Raw genomic sequence first — 18,713 nt, 5'->3', positions numbered from 1 at the left:
CAACGTCTGTTCAGGCGTTGGTCTTTTAGTTAGTGAGCGGTAGGGCCATCGCCCGAATGCTGGCCGCCACCACGCCCGGTGCTTCGTAGGGTAACAGATGCCCCACGCCGCTCACCACCCGCAGTGTGGTCTGCGGTAGCCAGGGCACCACCTGCTCTGGCTGCACCGAGGCCGGCAGTGCCTCGTCCTGATCGCCGGCCAGAATGGCTACCGGCACCGCAATGCGGTCCATCCGGCTCGTGATATCTTCCCGACTGCCCACCGCAGCCCAGGCGACCCAGGCTTCGGTGGAGGCCCGCAGGTTATCGGCGATGATCTGCTGCCGCATGGTAGGGCTGATGGCCTGATGCGTGATGGTCGTCGCCGTTTTTTCGGCCGTTTGCTGGCGTTCGTCGGGCGTCTGATCGGGGCGGGCGAGCATCTCCCGCCGCGTTTCGTCGGGAATGGGTTCGGGGCTAGGCGGTGACGGGGCCAGCAGGACCAGCCCCTGTAACCCCGCCAGGGCCGGCCGCTGCGCAGAACCCGCCGCCAACGCCAGCGCGATTTTTCCGCCCATCGAATGCCCCACCAGCACAAAGGGTTCCTGACCAACCCAACCATCAATTTGGCGGGCCACGGCGTCGGCTACGTCGTCGACGGTCTGATGGGCCGACAGCGCCGGTGCTGCGCCGAAGCCGGGCAGGTCGAGCGCGTAACTGGCCAAGTCGGGGGTAAGCTGGTCAATAACGTACTGCCAGGACGCCGCCGACCCGCCGAAATAATGCAAAAAGACTAATTTCATTAAGCGTCGACTTTGATGCGGGCGGGCCGATCGGTGATTTCGAGCATCTGCCCATACGGCACGATGGTAATCTGCCCAAACTCTTTGAGCAGCATTTTATAGGCTTCGGCCACCGGGCGGGGCTTGCGGTCGAGGTCATACAACCCGCAGGCATTGACGCGGTTGTTCTCTTCAGCCAGGCCGGTATCCCAGTCGATCTGGTCGATCAGGCTGTACCAAGTAAACCCAAGTACGGGTGTGCCATCACGCCGCATCTGCATCACGTTGATCCACTGCTTCCAGAGCCACATGGGCGCATCGTCGGCCTCAAACACGTTAGTTTCGGTGTGCATGACCGGCTTCTTATACCGGTTGTAGTACTCTTTGGTGATCTGATACCACCCCAGCACATCCATTGAGCTAAACAGCTTGCCATCAGGCAGTTTTATCTGTTCATTCCGCCCGTAGTAGTCGTTACCCATCACCTGATAACCCGGCGGCTGCCCGGCCATAAACCAGTTGTATTCGTCGCGGGTCATGCCGTTGTCGAGCAGGTACAGCGTTACGTCGGCGATGGGTGCATGGGCGTAAAGCAGGTCGAGCGAGAGAAAGCGCAGCTCGTTGTGCAGCCGGATCTCGGCAGACGGCACGGCGCGCACTTCGTGGATGTACTCGGCGCTTTCGCTCTGAATGATAATCAGGTCGTTACGGCGTTTGGCCAGTTGCTGCGTGCCCATAATGCTGGCTGCCACGGTATGCTTCAGGGCCGTCACAAATGAGCGGTCATCGCGGAGTTGTTCGTTCCAGAGACCGTCTTTAGCGCTGTGGCGGGCCGTCACGTAGATCTCGTTGACGGGCGTGTAGTAACGTACCCAGGGGTATCGCTCGGCTACGGCCGCACAATACTCGGCAAACAGCACCGGTAGCTCGGGGTTCTGGTAGTTGCCCACCCAATCGGGCACGCCAAAATGCATCAGGTCGAGGATGGGCGTGATGCCCTGCCGCCGGATTTCAGCCATCGCCAGATCGGCAAACTCCCAATCAAATTTACCCGGCCCCAAGTGGATGTTATGATACGGTAAGCCGTAGCGCAACACTTTCAGCCCCAACTCTTTCACCAGGCCGATATCCTCCTTGTAGCGGTCATAATGACCACATTCGCGCAGCTGGTCGCGGCGGGTTTTGCCGCCATTGATGGTAGGATACGAGCATTCGATGCCCGTAGCAAACATAAAATTGGTTGGGGAGCCATCCGGGAGACCGCTGCCATCGCCGCCGCTAGCCCCGCCAAACTGGTCACCTTCGTAGTTCCCAGTCCCAAAGTGTTTCTTAATATGTCCCAGAAAATCCATGGTACGTTGTGTGGAAAAAGAGCGATGCGGGAGGGCCTACGAGCTTGGAATGATGAATTGTGAATTGGCTTAGCCAGACAACGTACCTGTGTGCTTTGATCTAATTCATAATTCACCATCCTTAGCTCATAACCCACCTCTCATCGCGCTAAAAACTGGTCGGCTGTTCGGAGCGACAACGCCATGATTGTCAGGGCGGGGTTTACGCTCAGGGCCGACGGAAACGTCGAATTATCACTGATATAGAGGTTGGGTACGTCGAACGAACGGCCATTGGGGTCAACCACGGCCGCGTCGCCGCTGTGGCCCATCCGGCACGTACCGATGACGTGGGCCGACCGGGGCACCGTATACATTGTTTTGGCCCCCGCCGCTTGCCAGATGTCGGTCATCAGCGCCAGCGCGTGGTCGATCTGCCGGTTTTCATTTTCCCCGTTGGTGAAATAAATACGCGGTTTGCGCACGCCCCGATTGTCGAGCTCGTCCGACAGTTCGAGGTAGTTGTGATCGTAGGGCAGGCAATCGCCGAGAATATTAATCCCCGCCGTGTGGTTGTAGGCCGTCATGGCGTCGTGCAGCGCCTGCCCCCACAGGCCGTTGGTGCGGGCCAGTTGCGAGGCATAGGTTACGGGCATCACACCGATCGATTGAAGCAGGTACCCGCCCGCAAAATCGACGGGGTTACCACTACGGTCTTTGGGGCGGTGCGTATCTTCAGAGATCAGCCCGCCGGGTATCCCCCGGTGTGGGTACGTAGGCTCCTCGAACGTACCCCACACCTGCGGGCCGGTATGGGCCATCAGGTTGCGGCCCACCTGTCCACTGCTGTTGGCGAGCCCATTGAGCAGCAACAAACGCGGGGTTTCTAGCGCCCCGGCGCATAGGAAGACGTGCCGACAACGCTGCCGGTAGGTCTGCCCGTTGTGCACATACACGACCTCCCGGATGCGGCCCTGGGTATCAAGCGGCAGTTCCGTCACGAAGCACTCCGACCGGATTTCGGCCCCGTTCGCCATCGCGACGGGAAGGTAGGTCACGTCCATGCTGGCTTTGGCCCCCACGCTGCACCCCGCCTGGCAGAAACCCCGGTTGGTGCAGACGGGTCGCCAGCCCACGCCCGGCTGGTAATAGGGCGCCGACAGCGCCGCATTGGCGGCGGGCGACGTACGGATGCCCAATTCGGCACAGCCGCGCTGCATCCGAACGGCCGCGCTGTTCAGCGGCAGCGGTGGCAGCGCGTAGGCCTTCCGCCGCGCTGGTCCCCATGGGTAAGGCGACGGCCCCGACACGCCCAGAAACTGTTCGATTTCATCGTAGTAAGACTCGATCTCTTCAAAGGCCAGGGGCCAGTCGACGCCCTTGCCAAACTCGGTATGCAGTTGCAGATCGTCGGGTTGGGCGCGGGGCGTGTAGGCGGTAAAGTGCAGGGTCGAGCCGCCCACGCCAATGCCCGAGTTATTGCGCCCGAAGGCAATGGGATCGTTACCGGCACTGAGGCGTTCGTCGTTCCAGAACAGAAATTCCTGCTTGCGTTCGTCGGTGGCAAAATCGCGTTTGGGATCCCAGAACCGGCCGGCCTCCAACGCCACGACCGACAGGCCTGCGCTGGCCAGCCGGGCCAGCAACGGTGCACCGCCCGCGCCGGTCCCAATGACAACGGCGTCGACGGTTTCTTCAGTGGTGTAGTGTTTCATAGATCGGCGTAACCAACGTACCCGATGGCTTCCTGAATGTGGGGATGGGCGTAGAGGTACTCGGTGATTTCGGTCAGCAGTTCTTCGAAGAACCGCTTCGGCACTACCTGTTGCCAGATGGTGTCGTCAGGTACGTCGCCCTGTTGTACGTCGATCAGGATGGTGTCTTTTTCGGCATCGGCGAGAGCCACAAAGGTCTGCCCGAATCGCCGTTGGGCGTGCTGGTCGATGCCCGCCAGCCCTAGTTTGTAGGCCTCGCCATCAGCGGGCATATCGTTGTAGCGCCAGCCGTTCGATTTTCGGTCGGCCAGCCGTTCATCGATGGGGCTCGCCAGGTCGATCGGCCCGGCGGCGGGCATGGGGCCGGCCAGCCGAAGGGCAACGGCCTGGAGCAGCGTCAGTTCCGGGCCGGAGAAGTAGCGCGGTGGTGTGGTGGTTGGTTGTAAGCGTTCCAGCAGGGCCGAACGCGTCGCCGAACTCACAAAAGGCGAGTCGAGTAAAGGGGACATGGGGGCGTGTTGAGTTTATAGTTTTCCGGTTTGAGTTTTGCGTTTGGCGTTTCCGGTTGGCTGGCGCAAGCCTACTTGAGCGCCAATTAACTGAAAACGCCAAACTCAAATGCTCAAACCTGTGTCGGCTTATCCGAGCTTGCCGCCGGTTACTTCCACCAGCGAGCCGGTCATGAAACTGCCATCGGCCGAGGCCAGCAGCACGTAGGCTGGCGCCAGTTCATCGGGCTGACCGGGGCGGGCCAGGGCCACTTCATGGCCGAAATTCTTGACTTCATCTTCGGGCATCGTACCCGGAATGTTGGGCGTCCAGACGGGGCCGGGCACAACGGCATTGACCCGAATACCCCGCTCGCCCAGCTGGATGGCCAGCGATTTGGTAAACGCGTGAATGGCACCCTTGGTGGCCGTGTAATCAACCAGAATCGGGTTACCCACGATGCCTACAATGCTACCCGTATTGACGATACAATCGCCTTTCTGCAGGTGCAGCAGCGCGGCCTGTGCCATGAAGAAATAGCCAAAAATATTGGTCTCGAAGGTGCGGCGCAGTTGCTCTTCCGTGATGTCTTCCAGCTTCTGTTGCGCCATCTGGTAGGCGGCGTTGTTGACCAGCACGTTCAGTTTGCCGTATTCCGCAACGACCTGTTCGACGGCCTGTTTGCACTGCTCGGAACGGCGCACGTCGGCCTGAATCACCAGGCAACGGCCGCCTTTTTCTTCCACCATCCGTTTGGTTTCGGCGGCGTCTTCGGTGTTCTCGTTGTAGAGGATCGCCACGTCGGCACCTTCCATACCGAAGGCAATCGCCACGGCGCGGCCAATACCCGAGTCGGCACCGGTGATGAGCGCCACCCGGCCCACTAGCTTATTGGCGGCTTTGTAACTGGAAAGATCGGTCTGGGGCTGCTGTTTCATATCCGACTGCCGAGCCGGATAGGGTAATTTTTCGGCCTCAATCTCGTCGGACGAGGGGCGCGCAGGTTGGGATGTCATAACGCAGAGTAAATAATAGAGATCGACTAGTAGAGGCAGAACGCCAAAACCTACCAGTTGGTTATGATCTCTCCCCAACGGCTTCAGCTGCTTAATAGTCTTTTAACGCCCATTTTCACGCCATTTAATCATGGAGCAATACGTTCGTTGCCGAAAAGTGCCCCAAAACCGAGCCCGTCTCGACCTTACCGTATACTCAGTTAATAGATCAAGTAGGTCAGTTCAACCTTTTAATTTTTGTCGATACGATGTACTTTGCCGATATGAAAGTTCTGATTGTGGAAGATGAGCCGAAGCTGGCGTCTTTCGTCAAAAAAGGGTTGGAAGAGCAACGGTGTGAGGTTGATCTGGCCTATGACGGGCAGATTGGCCGGACTATGGCGCTGACCAACAGCTACGATGTGATCGTCCTCGACGTTAACCTACCCAAAGTAAACGGCCTCGATCTGGCGCAAACCATTCGGCAGGAACAGGTCAAAACCCCCATCCTGATGCTCACGGCGATGGGCTCAGTCGAAGACAAACTGTCGGGCTTTGAAGCCGGTGCCGACGACTACCTGGTGAAACCGTTTGAGTTTCGCGAGCTGATGGCCCGCATCCGGGTCTTGCACAAGCGCAGTTCAGACAGCGGCAGCACAATCAACGTGTTGCGCGTGGCCGATCTTGAACTAGACCTTAACGAAAAAGTGGCGCGGCGCGGCGGCAAGCGGATCGAACTGACCGCCAAAGAATTTGGCCTGCTCGAATACCTGATGCGCAACCGGGGTCGGGTAGTGTCGCGAATCGACATTGCCGAAAAAGTGTGGGATATTCACTTCGATACCGGCACCAACGTGATCGACGTATACGTGAATTTCCTCCGTAAAAAGGTCGACAAAGAATTCCCGACCAAGCTCATCCATACGGTGATCGGGATGGGCTATATCATGAAGGAAGAGTGAACATTCGCGCCCGGCTGACGCTGCTTTTTTCACTGCTCGTTGGGTCGATTCTGCTGCTTTTTTCGCTGTCGATCTATTTACTCTATAATCAATATCGGGAAATTGACTTTTTCGACCGGCTGCGCGAAAAAGCCATCACCACGGCCCGCGTGCGGGAAGACGCCGGCGAAGTGGCCCGCAATGACCTGCCGTTGCTTACCAACGAGCACGTCGTTATCTACAACCCGGCCAATCAGGTCATTTTTTCGGTGGGGAAAGGCGAAGCCCCCCTCCTGCCCGCTCCTCAGCTCAACCACATTCGTGAGGGTCACGAGCTGCACCTGACCGATGAAAACACCGAAACACTCGGCGTAAACTACCGCAGCCGCGATGGGCAGCGGCTTGTGGTGATTGCCTCGGCCTACGACCGCTACGGCTTCAACAAACTGCTGCACCTGCGCGAAATTCTCTTTTTTGGCTGGCTCGGTAGCCTGCTGGTGGTTGGCATTGCGGGCTGGCTGTTTGCTTCCGACGCCCTGCGGCCTGTGTCGGAGATCATCGAGCAGGTCAATACCATTTCGGCCACCAACATTCATCAGCGGCTGCACGTCAGCCGTCAGCGCGATGAACTGGCCGAACTGGCCCGTACCTTCAACATGATGCTGAACCGGCTCGAAGAAGCCTTTATCAGTCAGCGCAGTTTCGTCTCCCACGCGTCGCACGAGTTACGAACGCCACTAGCCATTATGCGGGGCAACCTCGACGTGGCCATGATGCTCCCCCGTGACGTCGCTTATTACGAGCAGACCATCAACGAGGTACTGGAGGAAGTAAAGAAAATGATCGACCTCGCCAATGGGCTGCTCGATCTGGCCCGCGCCAGTTCGGATGCGTCGCGCGTGTCGTTCAAACCCACCCGCCTCGACGAACTACTCTGGCAGGCCCGCGCCAACCTGCTACAGAAATCGCCCGACTGCACGGTGACGATTGACTTCGACAACCTGCCCGATCAGGACGATGACCTGACCATCCCGGGCGACGAAGCGCTGTTGCGGACGGCGTTCCAGAACCTGATTGAAAACGGTTGTAAGTATTCGGCTGACCACAGCATGGACGTTCGGATTGGCTTCGCGCCGCAAGAGGTTCAATTAACGTTCAGGGATGAAGGTTATGGCATTCCGGCGGCCGATCTCCCCCACCTGTTCCAGCCGTTCTACCGCTCGTCGCATACCACGAGCAAGGCACCGGGCCACGGTATTGGTCTGGCCCTGACGCAGCGCATCGTCCAGTTGCACAACGGCCAGTTGCTCATTGACTCGCAGGAGGGCGTTGGCACCACGGTACAGGTCCGGTTTCCACTGGTCGCACACCCGACCACGCTGAACCGGCCCGATGCGTAGTCGCAAAGTCAGTGACGACGCTGACCTGTGTCAGGCTTTATTCACCGGCTAACCGGCAGTTTTATCGGCATGAATCAGCACCGAATCATGCCATGAACATCGCCTTTTTTAGTACACTCCCTTTCGAGCAGACGTGGTTCGATCAGTATCGCAGCCATCACCGCCTTACGTACATTGACCAGCCGCTTACCCTCGATACCGCCCGGCTGGCGATGGGCCACCGCGCGGTCTGTGCCTTTGTCAATGATGACCTCAGCCGCCCGGTCATCGAAACCCTCAACGGGCTGGGTGTTTCCGTGGTCGGAATGCGTTGCGTGGGTATCGACAACGTGGACCTGATCACTCTGAACAACCTGGGTATGACGCTTTTGCACGTACCTGGCTACTCGCCCCATTCAGTAGCCGAACAGGCCGTGGCGCTCTTGCTGGGCCTGATCCGGCACGTACCTGACGCCCACCAACGCGTGTTGCGGGGCGACTTCCGCATCGACGGGCTCACGGGTACCGACCTGCATGGCAAGACGGTCGGGGTTATGGGCACCGGGCATATCGGCCAGGCATTTGCCCGAATCATGCAGGGATTTGGGTGTAAGCTGCTGGCCTACGACATCCAACCCGATCGCTCGCTGCTCGACCGGGGCGTACACTACATGGCCCTGCCGGAACTGCTCCGGGTAGCCGACGTTGTTTCACTACACTGCCCGCTTACCCCCCTGACCGAAAACCTGATCAACGACCAAACGCTATCCCTCATGAAGCCATCGGCCTGGCTGGTGAATACGGGGCGGGGCAAGCTGGTCAAAACCCGGGCGGTGCTCGACGCACTCGACAATAACCGGCTGGCTGGGTACGCCGCCGATGTGTACGAGCAGGAACGGGCCTTTTTTCATTACGATTTCTCCGATCAATTCATCGACGATCCGCTACTGAACCGACTTCGGAGCCATCCCAAAGTACTGCTCTCGGCCCACCAGGGTTTCCTGACCGAAGAGGCGCTGCGGCAGATTGCCCGGAGCCTCATGAATCAGTTCAATTTCTACGAAAACCAGCAAACATCGCTTCTGTCAAAAGCGTCGATGTGCTAATCCTTCCACAAGCATCAAAAAGGCGACTTCGTAGTGAAGTCGCCTTTTTCACGATTAATCGGCCCTTGTCACGCCCGCATGACCAACGCAGGTCCGTTGGCGTGGCTCAGCCCATCGTTCGACTGCTGGTTTGGCTGGACTATAAACACTACTTCCAACCTAACCGGCGTCAGATCAGCGTCTGATGACCTTGATCAAAATGGGGACGCATGTGACCGGTGGACATTCGCACGTTGCCGACGGAATCACCACCACTACGTCGTTGTAGCAGCCTTGGGCCGAATACACCCGCACCGTGTAGCCCACACCCGCAGCCAGCCCCGGGTTGGCCTGACCACTCAGCAGCGACCCACCCACTGCCGGCAGCGCCTGATCCGTGCCAAACAGCGCTGAGGCCGCATTGTAGCTGCTGCCCACACTAACGTTGTAGCGACTGGCCGCGCTGCTGCCCAGCAGCACAAGCCGGGCATCGCTGTTAGCGATCCCCCCCGTGCAGCTGGCCCCTACCCCACTCACACTCAGTGTTGGGCTGGCGCTGACGGTCACCCCACCCGTGGTGCTGCTCACGCAGCCACTGGCGCTAGCCACCGTCACCGAGTAAGTCGTCGTGCTTGTGGGGCTCACCACCAAGGTACCGGTGGTATTCATTAGCCCCGTGTTAAAGGTGTAGCTGCTGCCGCCCGTGGCGGTGAGCGTCGCCGATTGGCCTACGCAGACCGTCGCGGAGCTCAGCGCAGCCACCGGCAGGGGATTGACCGTCAACGTACCCGTGGCTGTGGCTGAGCAGCCCGCCGAGGACGTACCTGTCACTGAGTACGTACCCGCCACGCTCACTGAGATAGAGGCCGTGGTGGCGCCCGTGTTCCACCGATACGTACTAGCCCCGCTGGCTGCCAGGATAGCCGACGCCCCACTGCACACAGTGGCCGACTGGGGCGTTACGGCCACCACCGGAAGGGGGTTAATAACTAGTACACGGCTCAGACTCGCCGACTGGCAGCTTCCCACTCCATCGGGGTCTGCGCTCGTAATGGTTAGTGTTACGCTGCCCGCTTGTACGTCGGTTGCAGAGGGCAGGTAACTCACCGTCTGCCCGCCATTGATCACGCTTTGGCTAAACACCCCACTGCCACTGCTAGTCAGGCTGGCCGAGGTTGCCCCGCTCACTCCTACCGTCAGGCTGGCCGAGCTACCCGCACAAATCTGCGGCGTAGCGGGCAGCAGCGTCAGGCTGGCCGGAGTCTGGCAGGCGCAATTCACCTCCACTGACTGAACCGCCGAGCAACTGCTTCCTTGAGTACGCACCACGACGGTTGCAGTAGTTGACGTAGCAGCGCTAAGGGTGAAGTTGTTGGTTGTGGTAAAAGCGCCACCATTGAGACTATATTCCAGCGTGCCATTGCCACCGTTCGTGGCATCGACTGTCAAACTGCTGGTGTTACCGATGCAGGCCCCCTGAAGTATCTGGTTGATCTGAGGCTGACCGTTGACGGTAACAGTGGCCGCGGTGGTACTTGCGCAACCGCTGGCGTTAGTGACAGTTACCGAATAAGTCGTTGTTACCGCAGGGCTAACCGTTATGGTGGCGGTATTGGCCCCTGTGCTCCAGCCATAGGCCACGCCGCCCCCGGCCGTCAGCGTAGCTGTCTGTCCCTGACAGATGGTTGCGCTGCTGGGGTTGATGGTGGCCACCGGCAGTGGGTTGACCGTTAACGCCCCTGTAGCCGTGGCCGAACAACCCGCCGACGACGTACCTGTTACCGAATAGACACCCGCTACCGTTACTAGAATAGAGGCCGTAGTAGCTCCCGTATTCCAGCGGTAGGTGCTGGCCCCGCTGGCCGTCAGTGTCGCTGACTGGCCTTGGCAGATTGTAGCTGACGTAGCTGCTACGACTGGCAGGGTGTTCACCGTTATGGTAGCTGTGGTGGTGCTCACACAGCCGCTGGCGTTGGCCACCGTCACTGAATAGGTCGTCGTACTGGCAGGGCTCGCCACCAGACTGCCTGTGGTGTTGATAACACCACCCGTGAAGCTATAACTGGTCCCTCCCGTAGCCGTCAGTGTCGCTGATTGGCCCGCGCAGACCGTCGCGGAGCTCAGCGCAGCCACTGGCAGGGGATTGACCGTCAACGCCCCTATAGCCGTGGCCGAACAGCCCGCCGAGGAGGTGCCCGTTACCGAATACGTACCCGCCACGCTCACTGAGATAAAGGCCGTGGTGGCGCCCGTGCTCCACCGATATGTGCTGGCCCCGCTGGCGGTCAATGTGCCGGATTGACCCTGGCAGACCGTAGCTGACGTGGCACTGACCACTGGCAACGAATTGACCGTCACCGTACCCGTGGTCGTACTTATGCAACCGCTGGCGTTGGCCACTGTTACCGAATAGGTCGTCGTACTAGCCAGATTGATTACCAAGGTACCGGTCGTATTGGTCACACCGCCCGTGAAGCTATAACTGCTGCCGCCCGTAGCGGTGAGTGTCGCTGACTGGCCCACGCAGATCGTGGCCGACGAGAGCGAGGCTAGCGGTAATGGATTCACCGTTACGGTGGCTGTGGTAGTGCTCGCGCAGCCGCTGGCGTTGGCCACTGTTACCGAATAGGTCGTCGTGCTGGCAGGACTCACCACCAAGGTGCCTGTGGTATTTACTGTCCCACCTGTGAAGGTATAACTAGTGCCCCCTGTAGCCGTCAGCGTGGCCGATTGGCCCGCGCAGATCGTGGCCGAGCTCAGCGCAGCCACCGGCAGTGGGTTGACCGACAGGCTGCCGGTGGCCGTGGCCGAACAACCCGCCGACGACGTACCTGTTACTGAATACGGTCCTGCCACGCTCACCGAGATAGAGGCCGTGGTGGCGCCCGTGCTCCACCGATATGTGCTGGCCCCGCTAGCGGTCAATGTGCCGGATTGACCCTGGCAGACCGTAGCTGACGTGGCACTGACCGTCGGTAACGAATTGACCGTCACCGTGCCCGTGGTCGTACTTATGCAACCGCTGGCGTTGGCCACTGTTACTGAGTAAGTCGTCGTACTGGTCGGGCTCACGGTTAATCTACCGGTGGTAGTCACGGTGCCACCCGTGAAGGTGTATGACGTACCACCCGTAGCGGTGAGCGTCGCTGACTGGCCCACGCAGATGGTTGAAGACGTTAAGGCGGGCGTGGGCAACGGGTTCACCGTTACTGTCCCGGTAGTCGTGCTTACGCAACCACTGGCATTACCTATCGTCACTGAGTAGGTCGTCGTCGTTGTCGGGCTCACTACCAGCCTGCCCGTGGTATTGACCATACCGCCTGTGAATGTATAGCTGGTGCCGCCCGTAGCCGTCAGCGTCGCCGACTGGCCTGTGCAGATGGTGGCGGACGTCAGGGCAGCCGCTATCGAGCAGCAATTGGGGGCCGTTATGGTAGTGGAAGATACACACCCACTCGAACTGGCGGTCAGCGTAAGGGTTTGTCCCGCAGGTACGTTGAAGACACTGTCGCCCTGTACCGTCCCCAGGTTTGCCGTTACCGTAGCCGTAGCCGGCGAAACGGTGAAGCGCACGGAGAACGTGCTGTTGGGCCGACAGGCGGGTGTACCAAAGGCGATGGCGGGCAGCGGATTGAAACTCACCGACACCGGGAGAATCGTCGTACAGCCTGTGCTCGTCGTTGCTTTGACGTAATACGTACCGGCCCGGACGGCCGCCGTGTTTGATACCGGGATCGTCTGGGCGCTGGCATCGAGCCAGTAGCTAATAGTCCCCGAACTCTGAGCCGCTGCCGCCGCCAGGCTCACCGTTGTCGTTCCCTGCGCATTCTGGCAGGCCGTAATGGACGAATTCACCGTCAGGGTGGGTGAGGGCGTTACCGTTACCAAAACCTGATCGGTAAGCGTACAGCCCGAAGCCGGGTCACTGGCCGTTACCTCGTAGGTCGTGGTGCCCGTCGGGCAGACCAGCGTCTGGAAATTAGCCGGGTTGTCGATCGTCGCATCGGTAGCGGCCGAACTGGGCACCGCCCTCCAGCTATAATTGTAAGGCCCGTTCACATCCGGCCCAATGGTAACGCAGGTATTGGCACAAATCACTTTGTCGCTTCCGGCGGCCAGCGTTATGCTGTTCACCGTAATATCCTGCTCCACTGTCGATGAACACCCATTACCGTAGTTGACCGTTATGAGGTACTTATAAATGCCCGAGGGTGGATTGTCCGTGACGATGAAGGTCGAGTTGGCCGCGGCGGTGTTGGAAATCCGGCCGGTGGTGGGGTTTGTGTAGCCCGAAACGGTCGTCCACGAAACGGTGGCCCCAGTGGGAATGGTGTTGCTCAGCCCAACGGTAGGGTTAGTCGTGCGGGGCAGGCAGATACTGATGGGGTTGGCCTGGGCGGTATAGGCCGGCGCCGGTACGTTAAAAACAAACCGCTGCACACAACCCCCGGGGGCCGTCGTGGTGAGGGTGTACGACGTCGCTACGCTCGGATACACCTGAATGCTGCTGGTTGACGTGCCGGTTGTCGACAGGGCAACCGGGGGGTCCAGTACGCCTGCATACGGCGACCAACTGTACGTATAGCCTGACAGGGAGCCCGCGTTAGTTACCGACAGCAGCACACCTGTAGCCGAACAGGGCGCCCCACTAACGGTGTTGACCGTAGGCGTGGGCGCGGCCGTAACGGTCACGCTCTGGGTGGTAGCACACGAGCCGTTGTAAGACGCCGTAACGGTATAAATCCAGGGGCCGCTGCCCGTTGTCGTCACCTTCGGGTTGCGCTTGACCGCCTCCGACGCGGTAAGGCCGTTCCCACTCGAGGTGGAGGTCCAGGCGTAGGTCAGCGTGGGGTCATTGGCTTCACTGCCAATATTGATCGCGCCCCCCGGACAACTCAGCAGTTGGTTGGTCAGGCTGAGGGTGGGATTAGCCACACTGGTGTAGGTGACGCTCGACACGCTCGAACAGCCCGTGATGGGGTCAGTGGCCGTTAGTCGAAAAACCACGTCGGTTGTCTGAGCCGGAATATTCGCCGTAGTGGTGCTGCTGCCGGGCGAGGCGATGGTAGCCGTTCCCGCCGTTACAGCCCACGAATAGGTCAGGTTGGCGGGTCCCGCCGTGCCCAACGTCACCGATCGGCCCGTCGTTCGGCAGAACGTACCGCCTACTCCAACGGGTACGGCAACGGTTCGCACCACCACGTTGACGGTGTCGTAAATGAAACACGTCGAGACCTTGTCGGTTATTTTGACGATAAACTGCGCCGACGGAGACGTACCTGGCGTATAGGTCGGCTGCGATAGGGTTGTGCTCGACAGACCGGTCGGCGGTGTCCACAGGTAGGAATACCCCTGTATGGCCGCCCCACCGATCGTAACCGGCTGTCCGGCGCAGGTCGCTACATTGTTGGGAAAATTCTGCGTGGGCAACGACGTAGCAGCCCCGAACACCTTGATAACTAGGCGACAAACCTGCCCGCCGGGGTATACGGCCGTCAACGTGTAGGATGTCGTGGTGGTGGGGTTCGCTTTTACGTAGGGCGAGAACGGGCCGGTGCCGCTCAGGGGCACACTAGTCTGGGCATCGCTCAGCCCGGCAATCGGCGACCAGTAGTAATTTACGCCGGTAGCCGCCTGGGTGGGGCCAATGACCGTGTTAGCGCCGGCACAAACCCCTTCCGCCCCGGCCGGGAGCGTAAGCTGGCAATACGGGACGTCGCCACTGCCATCGCAGGCCGGTGAGTATCGGATTTCGATCACATCCGTACGGCTGCAGCTTGGGTTGGCCAGGTTGTAGCTGGTGCGAGTGTAGGTGATGGTGTACGGTAACTTCGATTTGCCGCCGTTGGGGAAAACCACCCCGCTCGGAATCTGGAATGTTGTGGTGCTGGCCGTTGAATTGCTCAGCAGCGCCACGGCCTGCGCACTGGTCGGTGTACCGGCGTCGGTAGCGGTAGCCGACACAACGGCCGTCCAGGTATAGCCAATGCCCGCTTCGGCGGGGGTTCCAAATGTCCAGCTTGCGGTGCTGTTCGCATCGGTTGGGCAGAGTATGACCGGATAACTGCCCGCAACGGCGTTATTGCTCACCTTATACACCGTGACGTTCTGGGATGTCGTTAGCGAACAGCCCGAACTGACCTGGGAGGCTGTCAGGTAATACGTGTAGGCGTTCACGGATGCCGGAGCCAGCGAACCGGTTGCCAGCGTGGTCGGCACGGCCGATCCCGATACGATCCCGGTACCGGGTGACCATTGGTAGGTGAAGGACGGGTCGGGCGTGATGCCCTGCCCCAGCGTGAGGTTATCCCCCTGGCAGGCGGTCAGGCTGGGAAGGGCAGGTAAGGGGGTGGGGCTTGTATTTACCACCACCACCGACGTAGACGCGCAGGCGACGCCGTCCAGCGTGGGCGTCAGTCGATAGGTCGCCGATCCGCCGGATGGAATTACGGATGTATTCAGGGTCGGATTGAGGATAGTCGTGCCGCTCAGGCCGGTAGCGGGCGTCCAGGTAAACGTCAGGGTCTGATCGTCCGCCAAATCAGGTGCGTCCAGAGGGCCCAGTTTGACAGTAGGGGCGCCGCAGGTAACCAGGGTTGTGCTGGAAGCGGCCGGTAAGCTCAAGGTGGTCAACTGAAGCGTATCCTTACTGGTGCAGCCTCGTGCGTCGGTTGCGTAAAGATAATAGGTACCATCCTGGGTGAAGCCAGTCGGAATGGGCGATGTACCGTTGGCGGCAATGGTTCCGCTCGACACGGTAGTGCTACTCGCGTTTTCCCAGCGGTAGGTGTAGGCGGGTTTAGCCCCGTCGGCCCCCGGCACTACAGCAAAGGTGCGGCTTATGGGCAACCCGGCGCAATGCGCGTAGGGTTTCGGGTCGATGTTGGTGCGGTGTGTTGCATTGCCGCCGCAGTTTACCTGCACCGCCACACTTAGCAGCGAGTCCTTGCAGGCGCTGCCGAGCCAGTAGCTGGCGCAGTAGGCGATACGCCGGTAAAACGATGTCCCACCCGTACAGATGGGCGCATAATCTTTACCCGTTGCGTTGGTGACGTTGGTCCAGGGGCCACCCGCACTGTTGCCCCGTTGCCACTGGTAGAACACCTGCGGGGGGCACTGCGAGGCCTGATTGGTAGCCGGGATGTTCAGGTTCAGCGAAGCATCGTTCCCGACAATGGCCGGCACCACCGAGTTGGCACAGTAGGTAGTGCTGCTCCCTGCAAACGTGAGGGTGTTTTGCTTCAGTTTTACAGGACCAAACTTGGCGAGCAACAAATCCTGATCGGCCTTCGGGCCTGAATACCCCGTAATGGTGTTCCCACTCGCATCATAAGCCGACGGCGTCCAAGGGTAATACTTGGCATTGGTTCCAGTCGTGGTGGAATACACATATAAATTGCACCCCTTCAGCAAAATGCGGGTCGATGGATTATAGACCGACATGGCCACGAAATTGACGAAGCTGCCGTACTGCGTATCGCCGGTCGTGGTGTTGAACGTCGCGATGTACGTTGGGTTCGTGTTAATGGTAGGGTTTGGCGTGGGCGATGTGATACAAGCATCAGGCGATATGTACTGGGGACCCGTCATGATGTTATCCCGGCCCCGCACCAGTAACATCACGCTCCCATTGCCGTTGGCCGCTATCGACGGAAAATCTACTTCCGTAGCATTAGCGGCTGCTCGAACGTACCTGAGCGACAGATCGGACTTATTAATCGCAATCAGCGGAACAACTCTTGAGGTGGCCGTCGCCCCCGGAGGAAGCGCCCCCGTGAACGGAATTGGCGTAGCATTTACCAGTAACTCCCGGCCCGGAAAGTAGACCCCGGTACCATCCGAAGCCATTGGGTACGCGCCAATGCCGCCGCCGGCTGTACTCACTGCTAGAATATCGAATGGTACAGCCGTTGAAGCCAGGTAGGCACCCGTGCTGCTTAGTTTGACTACCGTAGTTGCGCGGGCGGTGTAACTAGTTGGGACACTGTTGACCGTCAGCGGGTAGCTGGAGAGGTTAGCGGTCGAGCCCAATGTGTAAGACGTGCCGTCTGCATCGACTTCTACGGCTGTTGTTCGATCAGCGCCTCTACTGCCAAAATAGGTACTCCAACGCAAGGATCCCGTCGGGCTGAATGACGCCATGAATTGGTCATCGCTCCCCTTGTAATACGACTGATAAGCACCCGCGGTGACCGGCAGGTCAGCACTGTTGGTGACCCCCGTGAAGTATATGTTATTATTGCCGTCGATACCTATGGGCTGAGCTGCGCCACCAACAACCGCTATGTCGCTGCCCGATCCTCCGAAATAAGTACTCCACTCCACCGTGCCGCCATCGGCCGACAGTTTCGCCAGATAGGCATCGAACAAGCCTGCCGTGGCGGGCTGGTAGGCGCCTGGCGTTGTATAGGAAGGGGGAATATTGCCAGGAGTACCACCTACAGCACCCGTGGTAGTAGACATCAGTATGACAGGCTTGCTGTCCGAGCCTACTGCCAGTCCCACATTCAGTTCATTACCGTTGCCATCACCCGTATGGGTGTCCAGAATCGTGCTCCACAGGATCTGATTCCCGTTGGCATTCAGTTTCATCACAAACACCCGCTCGTAGGTGACGGCGGGGGCCACGCTACTGGCCGTAGTTGTCGGGAACGTACCGGCGCGGGTAGTGCCAGTCAGGTAAATAAACCCCTGATTATCGACCCAGATACCGCCGTTGGCATCGCGGGTAGTTCCCCCAATGAACGTGCTCCACAAGATTACGACGGGGTCAATCACCAGCGGCTGGCCCGGATCGTACGCTCCCATCGCAAACCCGATACTGTGGTCTGGCTGCAGGGTGTACCGAACCGGCACGGCCTTTTCCTGCCCCCCGATGAGCTGGTACGCGTAGGGCCGGGCTTTTCTCAACGCGCCAAACGGAAGGTTCAGCACCAATTCTCCGGTCGGGGAGAGTTGTATATCGTTCACTCCATCCATCGCCAGCCGAATGGCCTGGGGATTACCGCCCGGCTTCACCACGAAGTCATACTCCAGATCAGCCGAACCCCGTCCGTAGAAACGCAGGTCGGTTCGATCGTAGATGTCATTATACCAGAGTTCGGCATACCGGCCAATGCGATGGCTGCCATGTTTGTCGATAAAACGATATTCGCCCTTGTCACCCAGTTCGTTGATAGCTTCAGGCTGTCGGGGTGCGTTGGCTCCCAGCCAGCGTAGGCTCCAGTTCACGGGTGCAACGGGTTTGCCGACTTGCTCCGTCGCTGGCGTCGCCGCAAACTGAACCCGATCGGGCATGAACGCCAGATTGACCTGGGGGGTGGTTAGCAGGTAGCTGGCCTCGCCGCCGAATACGTTCGTTTCAAACGCCAGCGAGGTGGCGTGGTTTTTCACGGTCTGCTGCGCCAGCGTTGCCTGGGTGGGGTTAGCTCGCATCAACGTTTGCACGTGGGGCGCCTGCCCGGTCACGCGTGTAGCAACCAGCATAAGCAGCATCCACAGACGTATGCGAAGAACAGCGTCAAATCGGCAGGCAGGTAGTGGTGTTGTGTGCATGGCAGAACTACATAGTGACAGTGTTGCCCGGCAACCCCAGGAGCTAGTCAGTAATTATACTTATGCACAGGCGCAATAATTATGCGAAGAACAGATTCTGAAAGCCAACAACACTCAATTACTTGAAGGCGAGCACAATACCATTTTTTACAGTAGCAAATCCCTAAAAAAATGGGCCGCTTCAGCAAATAACCTGCCAGACGTTATACTTTATTTATCCAATTAAAATCCACATTATCAATTCGTTACATAGAAAATTATATTCATCAATATCATACACTACAGAGTACCATTTTACTATAAAACAACAAATCATGTTAACTAATATTCATAAATAAAAACCATCTATTTACAATATAATTTTTTGATAATAGCTCAGAAAAACGAATCCTCGGTTTACTGTTTTTCTACGGAATGTATCGAATCAGATTGTATCTGGTCAACGCCCATTCCCCGCTAGCCA

9 protein-coding genes are annotated in these 18,713 nt (G+C 58.9%); 3 read left to right on the top strand and 6 right to left on the bottom strand.

What is annotated here, in order from left to right; translation table 11 throughout:
* Positions 1-25: 25 nt before the first annotated feature.
* The 5 genes from FAES_RS14605 to FAES_RS14585 form a co-directional block, all read right to left on the bottom strand.
* Complete coding sequence (locus tag FAES_RS14605) at positions 26-781, bottom strand: alpha/beta fold hydrolase (RefSeq protein WP_015332005.1); 756 nt, start codon at positions 779-781, stop codon at positions 26-28.
* Positions 781-2,112: a family 1 glycosylhydrolase gene (locus tag FAES_RS14600; protein ID WP_015332004.1), complete on the bottom strand. Its 1,332-nt coding sequence runs from the start codon at positions 2,110-2,112 to the stop codon at positions 781-783. Before FAES_RS14600 ends, FAES_RS14605 begins: the two co-directional genes overlap by 1 nt.
* A gap of 140 nt (positions 2,113-2,252) precedes the next feature.
* Positions 2,253-3,806: a GMC family oxidoreductase gene (locus FAES_RS14595; RefSeq protein WP_015332003.1), complete on the bottom strand. Its 1,554-nt coding sequence runs from the start codon at positions 3,804-3,806 to the stop codon at positions 2,253-2,255.
* Positions 3,803-4,315, bottom strand: coding sequence for a gluconate 2-dehydrogenase subunit 3 family protein (locus FAES_RS14590; protein WP_015332002.1), 513 nt, complete (start codon positions 4,313-4,315; stop codon positions 3,803-3,805). Before FAES_RS14590 ends, FAES_RS14595 begins: the two co-directional genes overlap by 4 nt.
* A gap of 129 nt (positions 4,316-4,444) precedes the next feature.
* Positions 4,445-5,311 (bottom strand): SDR family oxidoreductase, encoded by an 867-nt coding sequence (locus FAES_RS14585; RefSeq protein WP_015332001.1) that lies wholly within the window; start codon positions 5,309-5,311, stop codon positions 4,445-4,447.
* 263 nt (positions 5,312-5,574) lie between these two features.
* Between FAES_RS14585 and FAES_RS14580 the strand changes: the two genes are divergently transcribed.
* From FAES_RS14580 to FAES_RS14570, 3 genes are all read left to right on the top strand, one after another.
* Positions 5,575-6,252 carry a response regulator gene (locus FAES_RS14580; protein WP_173401277.1) on the top strand — a complete coding sequence of 226 codons (678 nt, stop codon included), beginning with the start codon at positions 5,575-5,577 and terminating at the stop codon, positions 6,250-6,252.
* A complete protein-coding gene (locus FAES_RS14575; RefSeq protein WP_015331999.1) occupies positions 6,249-7,631 on the top strand; it encodes a sensor histidine kinase in 1,383 nt (460 codons plus the stop codon). The genes FAES_RS14580 and FAES_RS14575 overlap by 4 nt, the downstream gene beginning before the upstream one ends.
* Before the next feature lie 92 nt (positions 7,632-7,723).
* Positions 7,724-8,716, top strand: coding sequence for a 2-hydroxyacid dehydrogenase (locus FAES_RS14570; protein ID WP_015331998.1), 993 nt, complete (start codon positions 7,724-7,726; stop codon positions 8,714-8,716).
* 174 nt (positions 8,717-8,890) lie between these two features.
* Here the strand turns inward: FAES_RS14570 and FAES_RS14565 are convergent, their stop codons facing one another.
* Complete coding sequence (locus tag FAES_RS14565) at positions 8,891-18,181, bottom strand: DUF7948 domain-containing protein (RefSeq protein ID WP_148289368.1); 9,291 nt, start codon at positions 18,179-18,181, stop codon at positions 8,891-8,893.
* Between the last annotated feature and the right edge of the window lie 532 nt (positions 18,182-18,713).

Source organism: Fibrella aestuarina BUZ 2 (assembly GCF_000331105.1).
GTDB lineage: Bacteria > Bacteroidota > Bacteroidia > Cytophagales > Spirosomataceae > Fibrella > Fibrella aestuarina.
Note: the sequence above shows the minus strand (reverse complement) of the source record. Positions and strands in the feature narration are given on the sequence as shown.